Here is a 19,090-nt window from a genome sequence, read left to right as displayed (position 1 = left end):
TCTCATGGGCATGCCTGACCCCAATGGCCACTGGTCCACCGACGGCCTGCCCGACCTACCTCCCGAGTGGGGCCGGGTGGTCGTCCCGAACGACGCGTCGGCGCTGGCCCAGGAGGCCGCGCAGGTCCGCCGCGAGCTGCACGAGGCCCACCGGGCCGCCCGGCTGCGGTCGTTCCGGTCCGTGCTGACCGGGCCGCTGCTGATCCTGGTGGTGGCGGTCCTCACCACTCTCGCTGGGCTGCTCACCGTCACCTGGCCCCGGGACGAGCGCCCGACGGCCCGGTCGTCCGCCCCGGCGCAAGCCTCGACAGCCGATCCGGTCGGACGCCCACTGCCCGCCCTCGACCTGGTCGACGAGGCCCAGGCGCCGGTCCCGCTGCGCAGTCTCCTGCCAGCGGTGATCCTGCTGGTCGACGCCTGCCCCTGTCCCGAACGGGTGACCGAGGCGGCGGGCGCCGCCCCGCCGGGGGTACAGGTGGTCGCCGTGGTCGGCGGACGCACCGTCCCCTCCCCCACGGCCGCCGCCCCGCCCGGCGTACGCCGCCTCGCCGACCCGGCCGGCGGACTACGCGCCCTGCTGCACGCCGCCCCCACCCCCGGTACGGTCGGCGTCCTCCTGGTGGACCGCACCGGCACCGTCGTCCGGGTCGTCCCGGCGGTCAACTCGGTCGAGGACTACCGGAGGGAACTGGTCGGCCTCACGGGCTGAGCACACCGCCCGACGCGGATCAGTCGAGGGCGGATCAGTCAAGGGCGGATCAGTCAAGGGCGGATCAGTCAAGGGCGACCAGCATGGCGGTGAGTTCCACCGCGCCCACCTGCGGGTGCGTGATCCGCACCGAGATCGGACCTGCGCTGGTCGCGGTGACCCCGATCAGGTGCAGCGTCCCGTCACACACGCTGACCTGCCGGCTGTTCCGGAGCCGTCCACTGCCCGCCCGGACCAGCAGGCCGCCGTCGCCGGCACAGCTGATCAGGAGCTGGTACCGGGTGCCCGGCTCACCGGCGGACTCCCGGCGCAACTCCCGGACGTTGTCGGTCAGCAGCCGGGTCTCCCGCCACACCACGGTGCCCACCCGGGACGCGCCGGCTGCGGGACCGGCCGGGATCACCCCGAGCACCCGGCCCGACAGGGGGTCGACGGTGACCCGGCTCCCCGAAGGCTGCACGATCTGGCCGGTCGTGGGGTCGACCATCGGCATCCCGTCGTCGGTCCGGGGTGACTCGGGTTGGGCCACGACGGCGCGGGAGGCGGCGGTGGCCCGCATGACCGCGTCGGCCCGGGGCGCCGTCGCCGCGCCCGGCGTGGTTTCCGGTTCGGCGGTGGTCCACCACCCGGCACCGGCGAGCAGCACGAGCACGGTCAGCCCGGCCAGCCACCCGGTGCCGGACCGTCCTTCCGCGTGGGAGTCCACCAATCGAGCCTAACCACCGGCCGGTCAGTCCTGGCGCTCGAGCAGGGCGGCATAGAGCGTCAGGCCGGGACCGAAGGCGAGCATGACCACCCGCCCCGGTGGTACGGGCTGCCGGAGCAGCCGGTCGAGGATCAGCAGCACCGTCGGCGAGGAACAGTTTCCGTGCTCGGCCAGGGTCGCCCGGGACGCGGCCAGGGCCCGCTCCGGCAGCGCCAGTTCCCGCTCCACCACGTTCAGGATGCGTGGGCCGCCCGGGTGCACCGCCCAGCCGTCCACCCCGGACCGGTCCGTGCCGTGCCGGGCCAGCAGGCCGTCCGCCAGCCCCCGGACGTGCGTCGAGAGCACCTGCGGGACCTTCGGGGAGAGGCCCATCCGGAAGCCGGTGTCGGTGACCTCCCAGGTCATGTGGTCGGCGGTGGAGCTGTCGGTCAGGGCGGTCACCTCGCGCAGCGCGTACCCCGGGCCGCCGGGCACGAGCACGGCGGCGACCGCGGCGTCCGAGAAGAGCGCGTGGGAGACGATCTGCTGGGTGTCCACCCGGGCCGTGGCGGGCTGGATGTGCAGGCTGGTCAGTTCCGCGCAGAGCAGCAGCGCCGGTCGGCCTCGCGCGGCGACGAAGTCACCCGCCGCGCCGAGTCCGGGCAGCGCCGCGTAGCAGCCCATGTGCCCGACGAAGACGCGCTGGGTGTCCGGCGCCATGCCCAGGTCCCGGGCGAGGATGATGTCCAGCCCCGGGGTCGCGTACCCGGTGCAGGAGCAGACGACGAAGAGTCCGATGTCGCCGGCGGCGAGCCCGGCCGAGGTGAGCGCCCGCTCGACCGCCTCCTTGCCGAGCGGTAGCGCCTCGATCTGGTACCGGCGCATCCGTCGCTCGGTCGGCCACTCCGAGACGTCCTCCAGCAGCGGATTGACCGCCGCCTGCCGGCGGCTGACGCCGGAGTTGGCGAAGATCCGCTGGGCCAGCGCCCGGGTGGCGCCGGCGTAGTGGCCGGCGAAGAAGCCGGTCCAGAGCTCGTCCTGGGCGGCGGACGACGGTTGCGCCGTACCGAGACCCGCGATCACCGGCACGGCCATGTTCCCACCTCTCGTCGCGCACCAACTGCCTGGAGGACCAACGAGGGAGCCGGTCGTCCCGGTCCGCCTGCCCGGCGTCCCCGCTACTCCCGGCCCGCGTCGGCCACCCCGCTACGGACCCCGCGCCCCTGGTAGAGCACGGCGGTGGACCGGGTGGGGACGATCCGGGGCGGACGGCCGGCGTCGGACATGCGCCCGGCCAGCCCCGGCACGGCCCGGCGGAGCAGCCAGGCGACCAGCCCGCCGACCTCGGGACGGACCCCGCGTACCCGGAGCGCGACCCCGTGCCGGGCGCACTCGCGCACCAGTTCCCGGTCGTCGACGAAGAGCCGGGGATCGTGGATGCCGCGCGGCACCGTCGGCAGCCGCTCGCCGATCCGGACCGCGACCAGGCGACTGAGTGCCGTGTCGTTGAGGGTGTCCAGCACGAGCAGCCCGCCGGGGCGGAGCAGTCGGCACGCCTCGGCCACCGCCCGCCGCCAGTCGGGCACGTGTTCCAGCACCTCACCGGCGGCCACCACGTCCGCGCAGCCGTCCGCCAGCGGTACCGCCGTGGCGTCCGCGTTGACCACCGTGACGCCGTGGGCGGCGGCCTGCTCCAGCGCGGAGCGGGTCAGGTCCACCCCCACGTGGCGGTAGCCCTTGCCGGCCAGGTGGGGCGCGAGCAGCCCGGCACCGCAGCCCAGGTCGACCAGGAGGGCGCCGGGCCGCCGGGCCGGCGGCACCAGCGCCGCCCGGGCCGCCGCGAGCCAGTGCAGCATCGCGAACACCCCGTCCGGCCGCCACCACTCGCCGGCCAGGTCGTCGTACTGCCGGGGGTCGTTCGGCGGCAGCGTACGCGGGCGGGTGGACAGCGGTGCCGGACCGTCTCGCATGGAACGAGCGTGGCACGACCGGCCGGTAACGACCAGACTTCCCTTATGTGGCGAACGGTGTTAGGGCTGGTCAGAGCGTGTCATCCGGAACCGGCCGCGGTAGTGACGGCAGTGGCCGGACTGCTCGCCTGGGGCGTCGGGCACACCCCCGCCGGGATCGCCTCGGTGGTGGCCACCGTGCTCGCCAGCCAACTCGCGGTCGGCTGGTCCAACGACCGGTTCGACGCCGACCGGGACGAGCAGGTCGGCCGGGCCGACAAGCCGATCGTCACCGGCACGGTCAGCCGCCGGACGCTCGGCACCGGCGCGGTGCTGGCCGCGCTGGCCGCCCCGCTGCTGGCACTGACCACCAACCCGACGGCGGCGCTCTGCGCGACGGTCGGCCTGATCTCCGCCCTGCTCTACAACCGTCCGCTGAAGTCCACTCCGGTCTCCGTGCTGCCGTACGCGGTCTCCTTCGGCGCGCTGCCGGCGTTCGTGGTGCTGGCCCTGCCGGAGGCGCCGGTCCCACCGGCCTGGCTGGTCGCCGCCGGGGCGCTGCTCGGGGCCGGCGCGCACTTCGCCAACGTCCTGCCCGACCTGGCCGACGACGCCCGCACCGGGGTGCGGGGCCTGCCGCACCGGCTCGGGACCACCGGCAGTGCGGTGGCCGCCGCCGGGCTGCTGCTCGCCGCCACCGTCACCCTGGTCCTGGGGCCGGCCGGCCCGCCGTCCTGGGCGGGCCTGTCGGCGGTCGCGACCGCCGCCGTGGTCCCGCCGGTCAGCTGGTACGGCGGACGTCGGGCGGCCCGGGCCGGGACCCGGCCGGTCGGCGCGTTCCGGGCGGTGATCCTGGTCGCGTTGATCGACGTGGCGCTGCTGGTGGCGAGCGGCCGGGTGCTCTGATCCGTGGTCGGGGACCGGGCATTGCCGGGTCGCGTGCACGGCTCGATCAGGTCCAACTACGCTGGAGCGCGGTCTGCGCGGGTATGGCCACCGCGCCCGGTACGCCCCGGGTGGGGATCGCAACGAGGAGGACGCGACGTGACGCGCTCGATCAGGGGCTCCCGACGGGCGGCCGTGCTGCTGGCCGGTGCGGCGGCGACGGGCCTGCTGGTGTCCGGCTGTGGTACCGGGCAGATCGCCGAGACCGCCGTCAAGCAACCGTCGGTCCAGGGCATCAACACCGGCACTGCGGACGGCAAGTACCTCGTCCGCGGCCTGGTGGTCGACTTCCCGGGCGGCGAGGGCTATCCGGCCGGCGGCAACGCGCCGCTGAGCGTGGTGCTCTACAACGACACGGCGGAGCCGGTGACGGTCACCGTCAGCACCGACAGCGCACGGGAGATCGTGTTGGCCGGGGCCGGCGCATCCCCGTCCGCGAGCCCGAGCGCGCCGGCCATGCCCAGCCCGTCCGCCCCGGCCAGCCCCACGGTTTCGGCCAGCCCCACGGGTGAGGCGAGCCCGTCGCCGAGCGAGGCCAGCCCCGCGCCGACCGAGCCGGCCCCGGCCGGCGCGCCGGCCACCGTCGACATCCCGCCGCACGGGTACGCCCAGCTCAACCAGCAGGGCGGTCGGTTCTTCCAGCTCATCGGCCTGAACGAGGAGCTGCGTCCGGGCCAGCAGGTCAACGTGGTCTTCGACTTCGGCAACGGCAAGCAGGTCAGCACGCTGGCGCCGGTCGGCGTACCGCTGTCGCCGCAGGCCCCGCCGTCGCCGATCATCGAGCGGCACGGCGGCGGCGAGGAGGAGGGCGGCCACTGAGCCCCTCCCCCCTGATCACCGAACACCGTCGGCGTGGCGTGGCCCATGCCGGCGGTGTTCTCGTCGTACGGGTTGGCTAACGTCCTGGTGTGACGACCTCCCGAGCGACCCCGCGCGGCGCGACCGGTTCCGCCCGCTCCCGGGCGGCCCGCGAGCCCCGCCCCGCGTACGAGTGCGACGCCTGCGGCCACCAGCCGCCGAAGTGGGTCGGGCGCTGCCCGGAGTGCGGCGAGTGGGGTTCGGTGGTCGAGTGCACGCTCACCGGCCCGACGGTTTCCGGTCGGGTGGTCAGTTCCCGGATGCCCGCCGAGCCGGCCCGGCCGATCGCCACCATCAGCGCCGCCCCCGCCAAGGCCCGTCCGACCGGTGTGGCCGAGTTGGACCGGGTGCTCGGCGGTGGTCTGGTGCCCGGTGCGGTGGTGCTGCTCGCCGGCGAGCCCGGGGTCGGCAAGTCCACCCTGCTGCTCGACGTGGCCCAGCAGTGGGCCGCCGGTGCCGGCAGCCCCTCGCTGGTGGTCAGCGGCGAGGAGTCGGTCAGCCAGGTGCGGCTGCGGGCCGAACGGATGGACGCCCTGCACGACCAGCTCTACCTTGCCGCCGAGAGCGACCTCGGCGCGGTGCTCGGGCACCTGGACGCGGTCAAGCCCGGGTTGCTGGTGCTCGACTCGGTGCAGACCATCTCCACCCCGGGTACCGACGGCGTCCCCGGTGGGGTGACCCAGGTGCGCGCGGTCACCGCCGCGCTGGTCGCGGTGGCCAAGGAGCGCGGCATCGCCACCGTCCTGGTCGGCCACGTCACCAAGGACGGCCAGGTCGCCGGCCCCCGGGTGCTGGAGCACCTGGTCGACGTGGTGCTGCACTTCGAGGGCGACAAGCACTCCTCGCTGCGACTGGTCCGGGGCGTGAAGAACCGCTTCGGCGCGGCCGACGAGGTCGGCTGCTTCGAGATGCACGAGCGGGGCATCAGCAGCCTCGCCGACCCGTCCGGGCTGTTCCTGACCCGCTACGCCGAACCCGTGCCAGGCACCTGCGTGACGGTGGCGATGGAAGGGCGGCGCGCGCTGGTCACCGAGGTCCAGGCGCTGATCGGGGCCACGGTGGCCGGCTCGCCCCGGCGTACCGTCTCCGGGTTGGACGGCGCCCGGCTGGCCATGGTGCTCGCCGTGCTCCAGCGGCGCACCGAGCGGCTGACCCTGCACGACCGGGAGGTCTTCGCGGCGACGGTCGGCGGCATCCGGGTGGTCGAGCCGGCCGCCGACCTGGCGGTGGCGCTCGCGGTCGCCTCGGGCGGGCTCAACCTGGCCATCGCCCCGCACCTGGTGGCGATCGGCGAGGTGGGCCTGACCGGCGAGGTACGCCGGGTCGGCGCGGTCCCGCGCCGGCTGGCCGAGGCGGCCCGACTCGGGTTCCGGCTGGCCCTGGTGCCCACCGGCTGTGGGCCGGGCGCCTCGGGCGTCAGCGGACCGGAGAACATGCAGGTAATCGAGGTGGCCGACGTACGGTCGGCGTTGCAGTGCGCCGCCCGGGCCTCGGCGGAATGATGGTCGGCCTCCCGGGGTACGACCGCGCTGTCGCAGGTGAGGGGAGTCGGGCACGTGGCACATCACAGTAACCGCCGCAGCACCCAACGCACGGCAGTCCGTAGACTGTCCGCGTGCCGATCGACCGCGATGCCAGCAAGCCAGCCGGCGCGACTCTCCACGTCCGCAGCGGCCCCGTGGGTTCGCCGGCACGACCGATCAGCGTCAGCGTGACCGGCGTCCCGAGCACCGTCGGCGCCGGGGGTGATCCGCTCCGGGCGAACCTCGCCCTGATGGCACCCGGCACCGCGCTCCGCGACGGTCTGGAGCGCATCCTGCGCGGCCGTACCGGCGCGCTGATCGTCCTGGGGTACGACAAGACCGTCGAGACGCTCTGCACCGGCGGTTTCCCGCTGGACGTCGAGTTCTCCGCCACCCGCATCCGGGAACTCTGCAAGATGGACGGCGCGGTGGTGCTCTCCAGCGACGGCACCCGGATCGTCCGGGCAGCCGTGCACCTGATGCCCGATCCGTCCATCCCGACCGAGGAGTCGGGCACCCGGCACCGCACCGCCGAGCGGGTGGCCCGGCAGACCGGGTACCCGGTCATCTCGGTCAGCCAGTCGATGCGGATCATCAGCCTCTACGTCAACGGCCAGCGGCACGTGCTGGACGACTCGGCGGCCATCCTGTCCCGGGCCAACCAGGCACTGGCCACGCTGGAGCGCTACAAGCTGCGGCTGGACGAGGTCTCCGGCACCCTCTCCGCGCTGGAGATCGAGGACCTGGTCACCGTCCGGGACGCGGTGGCGGTGGTGCAGCGGCTGGAGATGGTCCGCCGGATCGCCGACGAGATCGCCGGTTACGTGGTCGAACTGGGCACCGACGGCCGACTGCTCGCGCTCCAGCTCGACGAGCTGATGGCCGGGGTGGACGCCGACCGCACCCTGGTCATCCGGGACTACCTCCCCAGCGGGCGCAAGTCCCGCACCCTGGACGAGGCCCTGGTCGAGCTGGACCTGCTCGGGGCGACCGAACTCATCGACCTGGTCGCGGTCGCCAAGGCGATCGGCTACCCGGGCGCCTCCGACGCGCTGGAAGCGGCGGTCAGCCCGCGCGGCTTCCGGCTGCTGGCCAAGGTGCCCCGCCTGCCGGTGTCCATCGTCGACCGGCTGGTGCTGCACTTCGGCAGCCTCCAGCGGCTACTCGGGGCGACCGTGGAGGACCTCCAGGCCGTCGAGGGGGTCGGCGACGCCCGGGCCCGGGGCGTACGGGAAGGACTCTCCCGACTGGCCGAGGCCTCGATCCTGGAACGCTACGTCTGACCCGCTCCACCCCGTCAGGTGGTAGCAGGGGACCCCTGTTACTCATTTCTGGCGTGCAGGGGTCCCCTGCTACCACCCGAGGGCACGTTCCTCCCCAGCAGGGAGGGGTCGTCCCGGGGGATCAGTTGGTGATGGTGAGCTTCACCGGGCTGCTGAGCTTGGTGTCGAGCCGACCGAAGACCTGGTACGTCCCGGCCGGTGCCGGCTTTCCGTTAGCCACCCCGTTGGCGCACTGGCTGACGTCCTGCCCGTTCCAGGTCACCTGGTACGACCGTTCGAAGTTGGGGGTGAAGGACTGCACGTCCGAGCCCTTCGCGGTGCCGCAGGTGTCGGAGGACCACACCTTCTCCGCACCGGACTTGACGAAGAGTTCCTGGAGGTCCGCGCCGACGTCCCGGCGGCACGTCCGGTCCGAGATGTTCTTGATCCTGAGTTGCAGGTCTACCGAGCCGCCGGAGCGGACCGAGCTCGGCGCCACCACCGGGGTCACCGAGATCTCGGCGTCGGTGCAACCGGCACCGTCGCCGGCCGGCACGACGGGTGCATCGGAGTCCGGCGCGTCACTGGGCGTCGGGTCGCCGCCGCCCCCCGGACCGCCCCCGGCCGGACCATCGCCAGGGTCGGGTTCGGCGGACGCCGGCGGCTCGCCTGACTGGGGGGTCAGCACCGAACCGCTCGGGGCCGGCTCACCCGCCGGCGCTGTCGGTGAGGGTTACCGCTCCGGGCTCGCGGTCTTGTCGCTCGACACGGTGCACGAGTAGAGCACGACAACCAGGAACAGAAATCCCGCTCCGAGTACGACGGCACGACGCCGCCAGTACACGGCGGGCGGCAGGGGGCCAACCGTCAGACGCATGATGCCCCCACGGTAGCGGCGCAGCGGTCACCGACCGGGCACGACGCGCCGGAGCGGGAACGGCTCACCGCGCCAACCTCTCCGGCGTTCAGAGGTAGACCTTGCGTTGGTAGATCGCGTGCGCGCCGGCCACCCGGTCGAGGAAGAGCAGACCGGCACAGTGGTCAATCTCGTGTTGCAGGGCGCGGGCCTCGAAGCCGTCGGTGGCGAGCCGCACCGTACGGTCGGTGCCGGGGAGCGTCCCCTCCACCACCAGCCGGCCGGCCCGCTTGACGTCACCGGTGAGGTCGGGCACCGACATGCACCCCTCCCGGCCGGCCTTCCACCGGCTGGCCTCGACCACCCGGGCGTTGCAGAGCACGAACGTGCCGTGCACGGTCACCGACTTCGGATGACCGGTCACGTCGACCGCGAAGACCTGGGCATTCACCCCGATCTGTGGCGCGGCCAGCCCGACACAGCCCGGGGAGACCCGCATCGTGGCGATCAGGTCGGCGGCGAGGCGTACCACCTCGTCGGAGGTCGGGTCGACCTCGGCACCGGCCCGGCTGAGCACCGCGTGCGGCGCGGTCACCACCGGCCGCTCCGCACCCGGTACGGCCAATTCCTCCGGTGTCCAGCCGTCCAGGCCGGTGACCTGCGTGGTCACAGCAGATCCGGGTCGGCCGGGCGGAGTGTCACTTCGACGCCAAGGTCGGCGGCCGTCCGGGCGAGCCGCTCCCGCAGCCGGTCGGCCGCGCCGGGCGGCAGGTCTACCTCGGCGACCACCACGTAGAGGTCCCCGGTCAGCCGGGTGGTCAGGTCGGTGACGTTGCCGCCGACGTCGGCCAGCGCCCGGGTCGTCGCCGCCACGATGCCGAGCCGGTCCGCGCCGTGCACCGCCATCACGTACGGCTCGCCGGGCTGGGCCGTGGTGCCGTCCGGGGTGACCGCCCGTACGCTCGCCAGGAGCTGCCCACCGGCGACGAGCGGGGTGAGCGCGGCCTCGACCTCGGCGGCGGTCGGGCCGACGCAGACCAGGGTCATCGCGAAGTGGCCGCGCAGCCGGGTCATCGTCGAGTCGGTCAGGTTCGCGCCGAGCCCGGAGAGCACCTCCGCGACGTCGGCCACGATGCCCGGCCGGTCCCGGCCGATGACGGTGATCGCGAGCTCGTTCATTCCGGCATTCTCCCTGATCGGGGCGGGTACGGCGGAGACCGCCCCGGACCGCCCACGCTGCGGGACGCACCGGACGTGACATCATCGGCGGCGCGATGACAGAACAGAGTTTCGCCGACCGGGTCAGCCGGTGGTACGAGCAGAACGCCCGCGACCTGCCGTGGCGCGGCCCCGACGTGAGCCCCTGGGCGATCCTGGTCAGCGAGGTCATGTTGCAGCAGACCCCGGTGGTGCGGGTGCTGCCGGCCTGGGAGGCGTGGCTGGCCCGGTGGCCGGTGCCGGCCGCCCTGGCCGCCGAGAGCCCCGCCGACGCGATCCGGATGTGGGGACGGCTCGGCTATCCCCGTCGGGCGGTACGCCTGCACGAGTGCGCGGTGGCCCTGGTGGAACGGCACGGCGGCGCGGTGCCGGACCGGCTGGACCAGTTGCTCGCCCTGCCCGGCGTCGGGACGTACACCGGGCGGGCCGTGGCGGCCTTCGCGTTCGGGCAGCGGCACCCGGTGGTGGACACCAACGTCCGGCGGGTGGTGGCGCGGGCGGTGGCCGGGGAGCCGGACGCCGGCCCGACCACCCGCCCGGCCGACCTGGTGGCGACCGAGGAACTGCTACCGGTCGAGCCGGCCGCCGCCGCGTTGGCGAGCGCGGCCTTCATGGAGTTGGGCGCGGTGGTCTGCACCGCCCGGTCGCCACGCTGCGCGGTCTGCCCGGTGGCGTCGGTCTGCGCCTGGCGGGCCTCCGGACAGGAGGCGCCGACCGGACCGACCCGTCGTCCCCAGCGGTACGCCGGCACCGACCGGCAGGTACGCGGACTGCTGCTCGCGGTGTTGCGGGAGGCCATCGGCCCGGTGCCCCGCGTCCGGCTGGACCAGGTCTGGTCCGACGACGTGCAGCGCTCCCGCGCCCTGGCCGCCCTGGTCACCGACGGTCTGGTCGAACCGGCCGGCGAAGCCACCTACCGCCTGGCCGGCGATACCCCCGCACCGGTCGGCCAGAACCTCGCCTGAGGCGGTTGCCGGGGGCGTAACCACTACCAGAAGCGTGGTTACGCTGCCGCTGGGTGGTTGCAGGGGTCCCCTGCTACTCAAAAAGCGGTAACAGGGGACCCCTGCTACCACGTGGCGCAGCCTCGGGCGGATGCGAGCAGCCTCCGGCGGATGCGAGCAGCCTCCGGCGGATGCGAGCAGCCTCCGGCGGATGCGAGCAGCCTCCGGCGGATGCGAGCAGCCTCCGGCGGATGCGAAAAGAGCGAGGGCCCGGCGGCTTGCGCCGCCGGGCCCTCGCTCCGGTTGATCGTCGTTCCGCAGGTGGTGAGACCTGTCGGGGTCCGACCGTTACGCCGCCTCGTCCGCGCCCGTGGCGGCGGTGCCGCCGAGGTCGGCGGGAACGGCGTCCGGCACGGTGGCCGGCCGGTCCGCGCCCCGGAAGACGAGCTTGGACTTGTCGATGTTCTCCGGGTCGCCCTCGCAGTCCACCACCACGATCTGACCGGGGGTCAGCTCGTTGAAGAGGATCCGCTCGGAGAGGTTGTCCTCGATGTCGCGCTGGATCGTGCGACGCAGCGGACGCGCCCCGAGCACCGGGTCGAAGCCCTTGACGGCCAGGTACTTCTTGGCGTTGTCGGTCAGCTCCAGACCCATGTCCTTGTTCCGCAGCTGGGTCTCGATCCGGGCGATCATGATGTCCACGATCGAGAGGATCTCCTGCTGACGCAGCTGGTGGAAGACGATGGTGTCGTCGATCCGGTTGAGGAACTCGGGCCGGAAGTGCTGCTTCAGCTCGTCGTTGACCTTCTGCTTCATCCGGTCGTAGTTGGACTCGGAGTCCTCCGACGCCTGGAAGCCGAGCGACACCGCCTTGGCCACGTCCCGGGTACCGAGGTTGGTGGTCAGGATGATGACCGTGTTCTTGAAGTCCACGATCCGACCCTGACCGTCGGTGAGCCGACCGTCCTCCAGGATCTGGAGCAGCGTGTTGAACACGTCCGGGTGGGCCTTCTCGATCTCGTCGAAGAGGACCACCGAGAACGGCCGACGCCGCACCTTCTCGGTGAGCTGCCCGCCCTCGTCGTAGCCGACGTAGCCGGGAGGGGCACCGACCAGCCGCGACACGGTGTACCGGTCGTGGAACTCGGACATGTCGAGCTGGATCAGCGCGTCCTCGCTGCCGAAGAGGAACTCGGCGAGCGCCTTGGACAGCTCGGTCTTACCCACACCGGACGGGCCGGCGAAGATGAACGAGCCGGACGGCCGCTTCGGGTCCTTCAGGCCGGCCCGGGTACGCCGGATCGCCTTCGAGACCGCCTTGACCGCGTCCTCCTGGCCGATGACGCGCTTGTGCAGCTCGTCCTCCATGCGCAGCAGGCGGGAGGTCTCCTCCTCGGTCAGCTTGTAGACCGGGATGCCGGTCCAGTTGCCGAGAACCTCGGCGATCTGCTCGTCGTCGACCTCGCTGACGACGTCCAGGTCGCCCGCCTTCCACTCCTTCTCCCGCTGGGCCTTCTGGCCGAGGAGCTGCTTCTCCTTGTCGCGGAGCTGGGCGGCGCGCTCGAAGTCCTGCGCGTCGATCGCGGACTCCTTGTCCCGACGGACCTGGGCGATCCGCTCGTCGAAGTCGCGCAGGTCTGGCGGCGCGGTCATCCGACGGATCCGCATCCGGGCGCCGGCCTCGTCGATCAGGTCGATCGCCTTGTCCGGCAGGAAGCGGTCGGAGATGTACCGGTCGGCCAGGGTGGCGGCGGCGACCAGCGCGGCGTCGGTGATGCTCACCCGGTGGTGTGCCTCGTACCGGTCGCGCAGGCCCTTGAGGATCTCGATGGTGTGGGCCAGCGAGGGCTCACCCACCTGGATCGGCTGGAACCGCCGCTCGAGGGCGGCGTCCTTCTCCAGGTGCTTGCGGTACTCGTCGAGGGTGGTGGCACCGATGGTCTGGAGCTCACCCCGGGCCAGCATCGGCTTGAGGATGCTGGCGGCGTCGATCGCCCCCTCGGCGGCACCCGCACCCACCAGGGTGTGGATCTCGTCGATGAAGAGGATGATGTCGCCGCGGGTGCGGATCTCCTTGAGCACCTTCTTGAGGCGCTCCTCGAAGTCACCGCGGTAGCGGGAACCGGCCACCAGGGCACCGAGGTCGAGGGTGTAGAGCTGCTTGTCCTTCAGCGTCTCGGGCACCTCGCCCTTGATGATCTTCTGGGACAGCCCCTCCACCACGGCGGTCTTGCCGACGCCGGGCTCACCGATCAGGACCGGGTTGTTCTTGGTACGGCGGGACAGCACCTGCATGACCCGCTCGATCTCCTTCTCGCGCCCGATCACCGGGTCGAGCTTGCCCTCACGGGCGGCCTGGGTCAGGTTGCGGCCGAACTGGTCCAGCACCAGGCTGGTCGACGGCGCGGCCTCACCGGTCGCGGTGCCGGCGGCGGCGGGCTCCTTGCCCTGGTAGCCGGAGAGGAGCTGGATCACCTGCTGGCGGACCCGGTTGAGGTCGGCGCCGAGCTTGACCAGCACCTGGGCGGCGACGCCCTCGCCCTCACGGATCAGGCCGAGCAGGATGTGCTCGGTGCCGATGTAGTTGTGGCCGAGCTGGAGCGCTTCGCGCAGCGACAGCTCCAGCACCTTCTTGGCCCGGGGCGTGAACGGGATGTGCCCGCTCGGCGCCTGCTGGCCTTGGCCGATGATCTCCTCGACCTGCTGGCGGACGCCCTCGAGGGAGATGCCGAGGCTCTCCAGGGCCTTTGCCGCGACGCCCTCACCCTCGTGGATCAGGCCCAGCAGGATGTGTTCCGTACCGATGTAGTTGTGGTTGAGCATCCGGGCCTCTTCCTGGGCCAGGACGACAACCCGTCGCGCTCGGTCGGTGAACCGCTCGAACATGCCCTCGTGCTCCTCACGTGCCGTGCGCCTTGATAGCCAAGATCTTGGCGGGGCCGGTGCGCGGACGACCGGGGTGGACGCCCGTGCCTCATTACTCTATCGCCGCGAGCCGACTCCGCTGAGGTCGTGTGTCTCCGGTCGGAGCCCGGTACGCGTCGTTTTACCCAACCGTCCGCGCTCAGGAGGTGTTCCGGGCACCCGTCCTGTACGCGCAGAGCGAAATTCGATGGGCCGGTGGGCGGGCCTCTGCGGCCCCGAACGGCTCTCCACAGCCTGTGGACAACGCCTCCACCGGTTGTGGACAACGCCCGCCCCGCCGGATTCCTTCCCGCCGGCGGAGACGCTCCCGGGCGCCGAGCAGGGCAACGGACACCGGAGGCCGGGCGGCAGACGACCGGCGACGGCACGGACGGCGGCACGGACGGCGGCACGGACGGCGGCACGGACGGCGGCACGGACGGCGGCACGGACGACGGCACGGACGACGGCACGACCGGCGGCGGCACGGACGACGGCACGATCGGCGGCACGGGCGGGCGCCGGCACCGTCAATCACCCCAGTTGAGGGCTAGGTGGGACGAATTTCGCGAATGACCCCTTCCACGCGCCCGCACCCGGGGACACCAGCGGAACGACGCCGGCCCGGAGCATCTGCTCCGGGCCGGCGTCGGTGTTGCTCGGTCGAGGGTCGGCGTCAGTGGCCGGCCTTCGCGTGGAACTCGTCGACGATCTCCTGCGGGATCCGCCCCCGGTCGGAGATCTCCCGCCCTTCCCGCTTCGCCCAGTCCCGGATCGCCTTGTTCTGCGCCCGGTCCGCGGTCGCGCCACCCCGGCCGCGCGCGGCCCGACCGCCGACCACCACGCCGCCTCGACCGACCTTCGAGCCGGCCGCGACGTACGGGCTGAATAGCTCCCGCAATTTGTCGGCGTTCTTGTTGGAGAGGTCGATCTCGTACTGAACGCCGTCGAGCGCGAACTTGACGGTCTCGTCGGCGTCTCCGCCGTCCAGGTCATCGACCAGCTTGTGAATGATCTGCTTGGCCACGTGCCATTCCTTTCGAGCAGGTTCTCCTGCTAACAAGAGCACAATAGCGGGCACGATGCTGACCCCGTCAATAGGACGGCCGATTCCACCCGATGAGTAGGCTCGCTACTCGGGGCGCACCAAGGGGAAGAGGATAGTCTCCCGAATTCCCAGGCCGGTCAGGGCCATCAACAGCCGGTCGATTCCCATTCCCATACCCCCGGCCGGCGGCATTCCGTACTCCATGGCCCGCAGGAAGTCCTCGTCGAGCCGCATGGCCTCGTCGTCGCCCCGGGCCGCCAACGACGCCTGCGCCACCAACCGTTCCCGCTGGACAACCGGGTCGACCAGCTCGGAGTACGCCGTGGCCAGCTCGAAGCCGAGCACGTACAGGTCCCACTTCTCGGCCAGGCCCGGCTCGGTGCGGTGCGCCCGGGTGAGCGGGCTGGTCTCCTCCGGGTAGTCCCGCACGAAGGTGGGTTCCTGGAGACCGGGCACCACCAGTTCCTCGAAGAGTTCCTCGGCCAGCTTGCCCGGACCCCACTTCGGGTCGACCGACAGGCCGACCTTCTCCGCGTACTGCACCAGCTGGGCCCGGTCGGTGCGGACGGTCACCTCTTCGCCGAGCGCCTCGGAAAGCACACCGAAGAGGGACACCGAGCGCCACTCGCCGCCGAGGTCGAACTCCCGGCCGTCGGCGTGGGTCACCGTGGTCGAGCCGGCGACCGCCACCGCCGCCTGCTGCACCAGATTCCGGGTGAGCGCGGCCATCGTGTCGTAGTCGCCGTACGCCTCGTAGGTCTCGAGCATCGCGAACTCCGGCGAGTGCGAAGAGTCGATGCCCTCATTACGGAAGTTGCGGTTGATCTCGAAGACCCGGTCGACGCCGCCGACCACGGCCCGCTTGAGAAACAGTTCCGGGGCGATTCGCAGATAGAGATCCGTACCCAACGCATTGCTGTGCGTCACGAATGGGCGGGCGGCGGCCCCACCGTGCAGTAGCTGGAGCATCGGGGTCTCGACCTCGATGAATCCCTGTCCGTGCAACGAGTCGCGCAGGCTGCGGACCGCCGACGCCCGGGTCCGCACCATCTGCCGGGCCTGCGGACGGACGACCAGGTCGACGTAGCGCTGCCGGACCCGGGCCTCCTCGCTGAGCGGCTTGTGCGCCACCGGCAGCGGACGCAGCGCCTTGGCGGTCACCGCCCAGGTGGAGACGAGCACCGACAGCTCGCCCCGCCGGCTGGTGATCACCTCACCGGTGACCCCCACGTGGTCGCCCAGGTCGACCTGACGCTTCCAGTCCTCCAGCCGTTCGGGGCCGACCCGGTCCAGGGAGAACATCGCCTGCAACTCGGTGCCGTCGCCGTCCCGGAGGGTGGCGAAGCAGAGCTTGCCGGTGTTCCGTACGAAGATCACCCGGCCGGTGAGCGAGACGGTGTCCCCGGTCGCGGTATCGGTGGGCAGGTCGGCGTACTTCTCCCGAACCGCGGCCAGGGTGCTGGTCCGGGGGTAGCCGACCGGGTACGGCTCGACGCCGTCGGCGAGCATCCGGTCACGCTTCTCCCGGCGGACCTTCATCTGCTCCGGAAGGTCGTCGGCGGGGTCGATCGGAACGGCGTTCTGCTCGGTCACGGCATGCTTCCTCAGCGGGAGAAATCGGGTGGGTTCAAGGCACGAGCGTACTCAAGCCGTCCGCCGGCCCGAACTCGATAACCTCCTGGCATGGTGAACCCCACGCAGGCCCTGTCGTTCGGCCCCGCCGCCGCCGAGTACGACCGGTACCGCCCCCGTTATCCGGAGCGGGCGCTGCGCTGGGCGCTGGCCGACCTGACCGTCCCGGCCCGGGTGGTCGACCTCGGCGCCGGCACCGGCATCCTCACCCGCGGGGTACGGGCGCTCGGCCACCAGGTGACCCCGGTGGAACCCGACCCGGGCATGCGGGCGACCCTGGCCGACGTCACCCCGGGCGTGACCGCGTTGTCCGGCAGCGCCGAGGCGGTACCGCTGCCGGACGGGACGGCGGACGCGGTGCTGGTGGGTCAGGCGTACCACTGGTTCGACCGGGACCGGGCGCACGCCGAGATCGCGCGGGTGCTCCGGCCGGGCGGGACGTTCGCCCCAATCTGGAACAGCCGGGACGAGAGCGTCGACTGGGTGGCCGAACTGGGACGGATCGCCGGCTGGCACGACATTGCCGGTGACCTGGTCGAGGAGATCACCGACTTCGGCCCGGCCTTCGGGCCGGTGGAGCTGTTCGAGGTCGCGCACCGGATCACGCGCACCCTGGACGAGGTGGTCGGGATGCTGCGTACCCGGTCGTCGTACCTGACCGCCGGGGCGGCCGAGCGGGCGCGGGTCGACCGGGAGCTGCGCGCCCTCTTCGCCGAGCACCCGGACCTGGCCGGCCGGACCACCCTCGACCTGCCCTACCGCACCCTCACCTTCCGCGCCCACCGCTCCTGACCCCGCCCCCTCGCGGGCCCGCGTAGCAGGGAGCGGGGTCAGACGTTCCGCTCGTAGACGAGGCGGAGGCCGATGAGGGTGATCATCGGCTCGTGGTGGGTGATGGTGCGGCACTCGTTGATCACCAGCGGAGCCAACCCGCCGGTGGCGATCACCGCCTTGACCTCGCCCAACTCCTCGGTCATCCGGTCGACGATCCGGTCCACCTGCCCGGCGAAGCCGAAGTAGAGGCCGGACTGGAGGCACTCCACGGTGTTCTTGCCGATCACCGACCGGGGCTTCGTCGCCTCGACCTTGCGGAGCTGGGCGGCGCGGGCGGCGAGCGCGTCGAAGGAGATCTCGATCCCGGGGGCGAACGCCCCGCCCAGGAACTCGCCCCGCCCGCTGATCACGTCGAAGTTGGTGGTGGTGCCGAAGTCCACCACGATCGACGGGCCGCCGTAGAGGGTGTACGCGGCGAGCGTGTTGACCACCCGGTCGGAGCCGACCTCCTTGGGGTTGTCGATGGCGAGCTGCACCCCGGTCCGCACCCCTGGCTCGACGACCACGCTGGGCAGGTCGCCGTAGTAGCGGGCCAGCATGGTCCGCAGCGAGCGGAGCGCAGCCGGCACGGTGGAACAGGCGGCCACCCCGGTGATCTCCACCGCGTCCCCGGCGAGCAGGCCCCGGAACATCAGGCCCAGCTCGTCGGCGGTCGAGCGGGCGTCGGTCTTGACCCGCCAGGAGTGCACCAGCCGGTCGCCGTCGAAGGTGGCCAGCACGGTGTTGGTGTTTCCGATGTCGATGCAGAGCAGCACGCACGAAGCCTAGACAACGCCGGTACGACTCACGCCGTCCGCAGGTCCAGCGCGATGTCCAGGATCGGCGAGGAGTGGGTCAGCGCGCCCACCGAGAGGTAGTCGACGCCGGTGGCGGCGTACTCGGCGGCGACGTCGAGGGTCAGCCCGCCGGTCGCCTCCAGTTCCGCCCGGTCGCCAACCGCGGCGACCACCTCGACCAGGGTCGCCGGGGACATGTTGTCCAGCAGCAGGAAGTCCGCGCCGGCCTCGACCGCCTCCAGCGCCTCGGCCGGGGTGTCCACCTCCACCTGCACCGCCACCCCGGGGAACGCCTCCCGGACCCGCCGGTACGCGGCGGCGATGCCCCCGGCCGCGAACTTGTGGTTGTCCTTGATCATCGCGACGTCGTACAGGCCCATCCGCTTGTTCGTGCCGCCCCCGGCGCGGACCGCGTACTTCTCCAGCAAGCGCAGCCCCGGGGTGGTCTTCCGGGTGTCCAGCACCATCGCCTTCGTTCCGCCCAGCGCGTCCGCCCAGGCCCGGGTGTGGGTGGCCACCCCGGACATCCGGCAGAGCAGGTTGAGCGCCGTCCGCTCGGCGGTCAGCAGCAGCCGGGTCGGGCCGGTCACCGTCGCCAGCACGTCGCCGCGCGCCACCCGCGCGCCGTCGGCGGCCACCAGGGACACCCCGACCGTACGGCTCTCGCCGGTCAGCGGCCCGACCAGCTCGAACACGGCCGCGGCCACGGCCAGCCCGGCGACCACCCCGTCCGCCCGGGCCACCAGGTCGGCGGTGTCGGTCTGCTCGGCCGGAATGGTGGCGACACTGGTCACGTCCCGGAACTCCGGGCCGAGGTCCTCACGCAGCGCGGACTCGACGATCCGCCGGACCTCCGCCGGATCGAGCCCGCCCTCCCGCAGCGCCTGCTGGGTCGACTCCCTCATCCGTGTCTCCTTAGTTCGCGACTGCGGGCTCGCAGAACCGGT

At 72.5% G+C, this 19,090-nt stretch carries 17 protein-coding genes and 1 pseudogene; 7 read left to right on the top strand and 11 right to left on the bottom strand.

All coding sequences use genetic code 11. The features are described 5' to 3' along the window. Positions 1-4: 4 nt before the first annotated feature. Entirely contained in the window at positions 5-709 is a 705-nt protein-coding gene (locus tag GA0074692_RS27445) for a hypothetical protein (RefSeq protein WP_091649323.1), read from the top strand. 64 nt (positions 710-773) lie between these two features. Here GA0074692_RS27445 and GA0074692_RS27440 read toward each other — a convergent pair whose 3' ends face one another. From GA0074692_RS27440 to GA0074692_RS27430, 3 genes are all read right to left on the bottom strand, one after another. Continuing rightward, complete coding sequence (locus GA0074692_RS27440; protein ID WP_091649320.1) at positions 774-1,415, bottom strand: hypothetical protein; 642 nt, start codon at positions 1,413-1,415, stop codon at positions 774-776. 24 nt (positions 1,416-1,439) lie between these two features. Continuing rightward, positions 1,440-2,489 (bottom strand): type III polyketide synthase, encoded by a 1,050-nt coding sequence (locus GA0074692_RS27435; protein WP_091649314.1) that lies wholly within the window; start codon positions 2,487-2,489, stop codon positions 1,440-1,442. A gap of 83 nt (positions 2,490-2,572) precedes the next feature. Then, a complete protein-coding gene (locus GA0074692_RS27430) occupies positions 2,573-3,364 on the bottom strand; it encodes a methyltransferase domain-containing protein (RefSeq protein WP_091649311.1) in 792 nt (263 codons plus the stop codon). 45 nt (positions 3,365-3,409) lie between these two features. Between GA0074692_RS27430 and GA0074692_RS27425 the strand changes: the two genes are divergently transcribed. From GA0074692_RS27425 to disA, 4 genes are all read left to right on the top strand, one after another. Next, positions 3,410-4,249, top strand: a complete 840-nt coding sequence (locus tag GA0074692_RS27425; protein WP_091649309.1) for a UbiA family prenyltransferase — start codon at positions 3,410-3,412, stop codon at positions 4,247-4,249. Positions 4,250-4,387: 138 nt separating this feature from the next. Then, positions 4,388-5,107 carry a hypothetical protein gene (locus GA0074692_RS27420; protein WP_091649306.1) on the top strand — a complete coding sequence of 240 codons (720 nt, stop codon included), beginning with the start codon at positions 4,388-4,390 and terminating at the stop codon, positions 5,105-5,107. Positions 5,108-5,196: 89 nt separating this feature from the next. Beyond that, positions 5,197-6,648, top strand: a complete 1,452-nt coding sequence (gene radA / locus GA0074692_RS27415; protein ID WP_091649303.1) for a DNA repair protein RadA — start codon at positions 5,197-5,199, stop codon at positions 6,646-6,648. Between the two features lie 113 nt (positions 6,649-6,761). Beyond that, a complete protein-coding gene (gene disA / locus GA0074692_RS27410) occupies positions 6,762-7,952 on the top strand; it encodes a DNA integrity scanning diadenylate cyclase DisA (protein WP_091649300.1) in 1,191 nt (396 codons plus the stop codon). A 121-nt stretch (positions 7,953-8,073) separates the two neighbouring features. Here disA and GA0074692_RS27405 read toward each other — a convergent pair. The 3 genes and pseudogenes from GA0074692_RS27405 to GA0074692_RS27395 form a co-directional block, all read right to left on the bottom strand. Beyond that, positions 8,074-8,808: pseudogene (locus tag GA0074692_RS27405) on the bottom strand (hypothetical protein). A gap of 88 nt (positions 8,809-8,896) precedes the next feature. Further along, complete coding sequence (locus GA0074692_RS27400; RefSeq protein WP_091649297.1) at positions 8,897-9,457, bottom strand: peptide deformylase; 561 nt, start codon at positions 9,455-9,457, stop codon at positions 8,897-8,899. Next, complete coding sequence (locus GA0074692_RS27395; RefSeq protein ID WP_091649294.1) at positions 9,454-9,966, bottom strand: glycine cleavage system transcriptional repressor; 513 nt, start codon at positions 9,964-9,966, stop codon at positions 9,454-9,456. The genes GA0074692_RS27400 and GA0074692_RS27395 overlap by 4 nt, the downstream gene beginning before the upstream one ends. Before the next feature lie 95 nt (positions 9,967-10,061). Between GA0074692_RS27395 and GA0074692_RS27390 the strand changes: the two genes are divergently transcribed. After that, complete coding sequence (locus GA0074692_RS27390; protein ID WP_091649293.1) at positions 10,062-10,970, top strand: HhH-GPD family protein; 909 nt, start codon at positions 10,062-10,064, stop codon at positions 10,968-10,970. Between the two features lie 327 nt (positions 10,971-11,297). Here GA0074692_RS27390 and GA0074692_RS27385 read toward each other — a convergent pair whose 3' ends face one another. The 3 genes from GA0074692_RS27385 to lysS form a co-directional block, all read right to left on the bottom strand. Further along, positions 11,298-13,835, bottom strand: a complete 2,538-nt coding sequence (locus GA0074692_RS27385; RefSeq protein ID WP_091649290.1) for an ATP-dependent Clp protease ATP-binding subunit — start codon at positions 13,833-13,835, stop codon at positions 11,298-11,300. A 694-nt stretch (positions 13,836-14,529) separates the two neighbouring features. Then, positions 14,530-14,880: a histone-like nucleoid-structuring protein Lsr2 gene (locus tag GA0074692_RS27375; protein WP_091649284.1), complete on the bottom strand. Its 351-nt coding sequence runs from the start codon at positions 14,878-14,880 to the stop codon at positions 14,530-14,532. A 105-nt stretch (positions 14,881-14,985) separates the two neighbouring features. Then, positions 14,986-16,494, bottom strand: a complete 1,509-nt coding sequence (gene lysS, locus GA0074692_RS27370; protein ID WP_091649280.1) for a lysine--tRNA ligase — start codon at positions 16,492-16,494, stop codon at positions 14,986-14,988. Positions 16,495-16,584: 90 nt separating this feature from the next. On the opposite strand from lysS, the gene GA0074692_RS27365 reads away from it, so the two are divergent. After that, complete coding sequence (locus GA0074692_RS27365; RefSeq protein WP_091649277.1) at positions 16,585-17,325, top strand: class I SAM-dependent methyltransferase; 741 nt, start codon at positions 16,585-16,587, stop codon at positions 17,323-17,325. Positions 17,326-17,363: 38 nt separating this feature from the next. On the opposite strand, the gene GA0074692_RS27360 is transcribed toward GA0074692_RS27365, so the two are convergent. Together GA0074692_RS27360 and nadC are read right to left on the bottom strand one after the other, a co-directional pair. After that, positions 17,364-18,122 carry a type III pantothenate kinase gene (locus GA0074692_RS27360; RefSeq protein ID WP_091649274.1) on the bottom strand — a complete coding sequence of 253 codons (759 nt, stop codon included), beginning with the start codon at positions 18,120-18,122 and terminating at the stop codon, positions 17,364-17,366. Between the two features lie 29 nt (positions 18,123-18,151). Continuing rightward, complete coding sequence (nadC, locus tag GA0074692_RS27355) at positions 18,152-19,048, bottom strand: carboxylating nicotinate-nucleotide diphosphorylase (RefSeq protein ID WP_091649272.1); 897 nt, start codon at positions 19,046-19,048, stop codon at positions 18,152-18,154. Positions 19,049-19,090: the final 42 nt, after the last annotated feature.

The organism is Micromonospora pallida, assembly GCF_900090325.1.
Taxonomy (GTDB): domain Bacteria; phylum Actinomycetota; class Actinomycetes; order Mycobacteriales; family Micromonosporaceae; genus Micromonospora; species Micromonospora pallida.
This window is presented reverse-complemented; position numbering and strand designations above follow the sequence as displayed.

Bases quoted from the DNA above. Each gene is read 5' to 3' on its own strand.
- GA0074692_RS27395 (WP_091649294.1), bottom strand. From the start codon at position 9,966: ATGAACGAGCTCGCGATCACCGTCATCGGCCGGGACCGGCCGGGCATC.
- GA0074692_RS27385 (WP_091649290.1), bottom strand. From the start codon at position 13,835: ATGTTCGAGCGGTTCACCGACCGAGCGCGACGGGTTGTCGTCCTGGCC.
- GA0074692_RS27390 (WP_091649293.1), top strand. From the start codon at position 10,062: ATGACAGAACAGAGTTTCGCCGACCGGGTCAGCCGGTGGTACGAGCAG.
- nadC (WP_091649272.1), bottom strand. From the start codon at position 19,048: ATGAGGGAGTCGACCCAGCAGGCGCTGCGGGAGGGCGGGCTCGATCCG.
- GA0074692_RS27425 (WP_091649309.1), top strand. From the start codon at position 3,410: ATGTGGCGAACGGTGTTAGGGCTGGTCAGAGCGTGTCATCCGGAACCG.
- GA0074692_RS27445 (WP_091649323.1), top strand. From the start codon at position 5: ATGGGCATGCCTGACCCCAATGGCCACTGGTCCACCGACGGCCTGCCC.
- GA0074692_RS27435 (WP_091649314.1), bottom strand. From the start codon at position 2,489: ATGGCCGTGCCGGTGATCGCGGGTCTCGGTACGGCGCAACCGTCGTCC.
- GA0074692_RS27430 (WP_091649311.1), bottom strand. From the start codon at position 3,364: ATGCGAGACGGTCCGGCACCGCTGTCCACCCGCCCGCGTACGCTGCCG.
- GA0074692_RS27365 (WP_091649277.1), top strand. From the start codon at position 16,585: ATGGTGAACCCCACGCAGGCCCTGTCGTTCGGCCCCGCCGCCGCCGAG.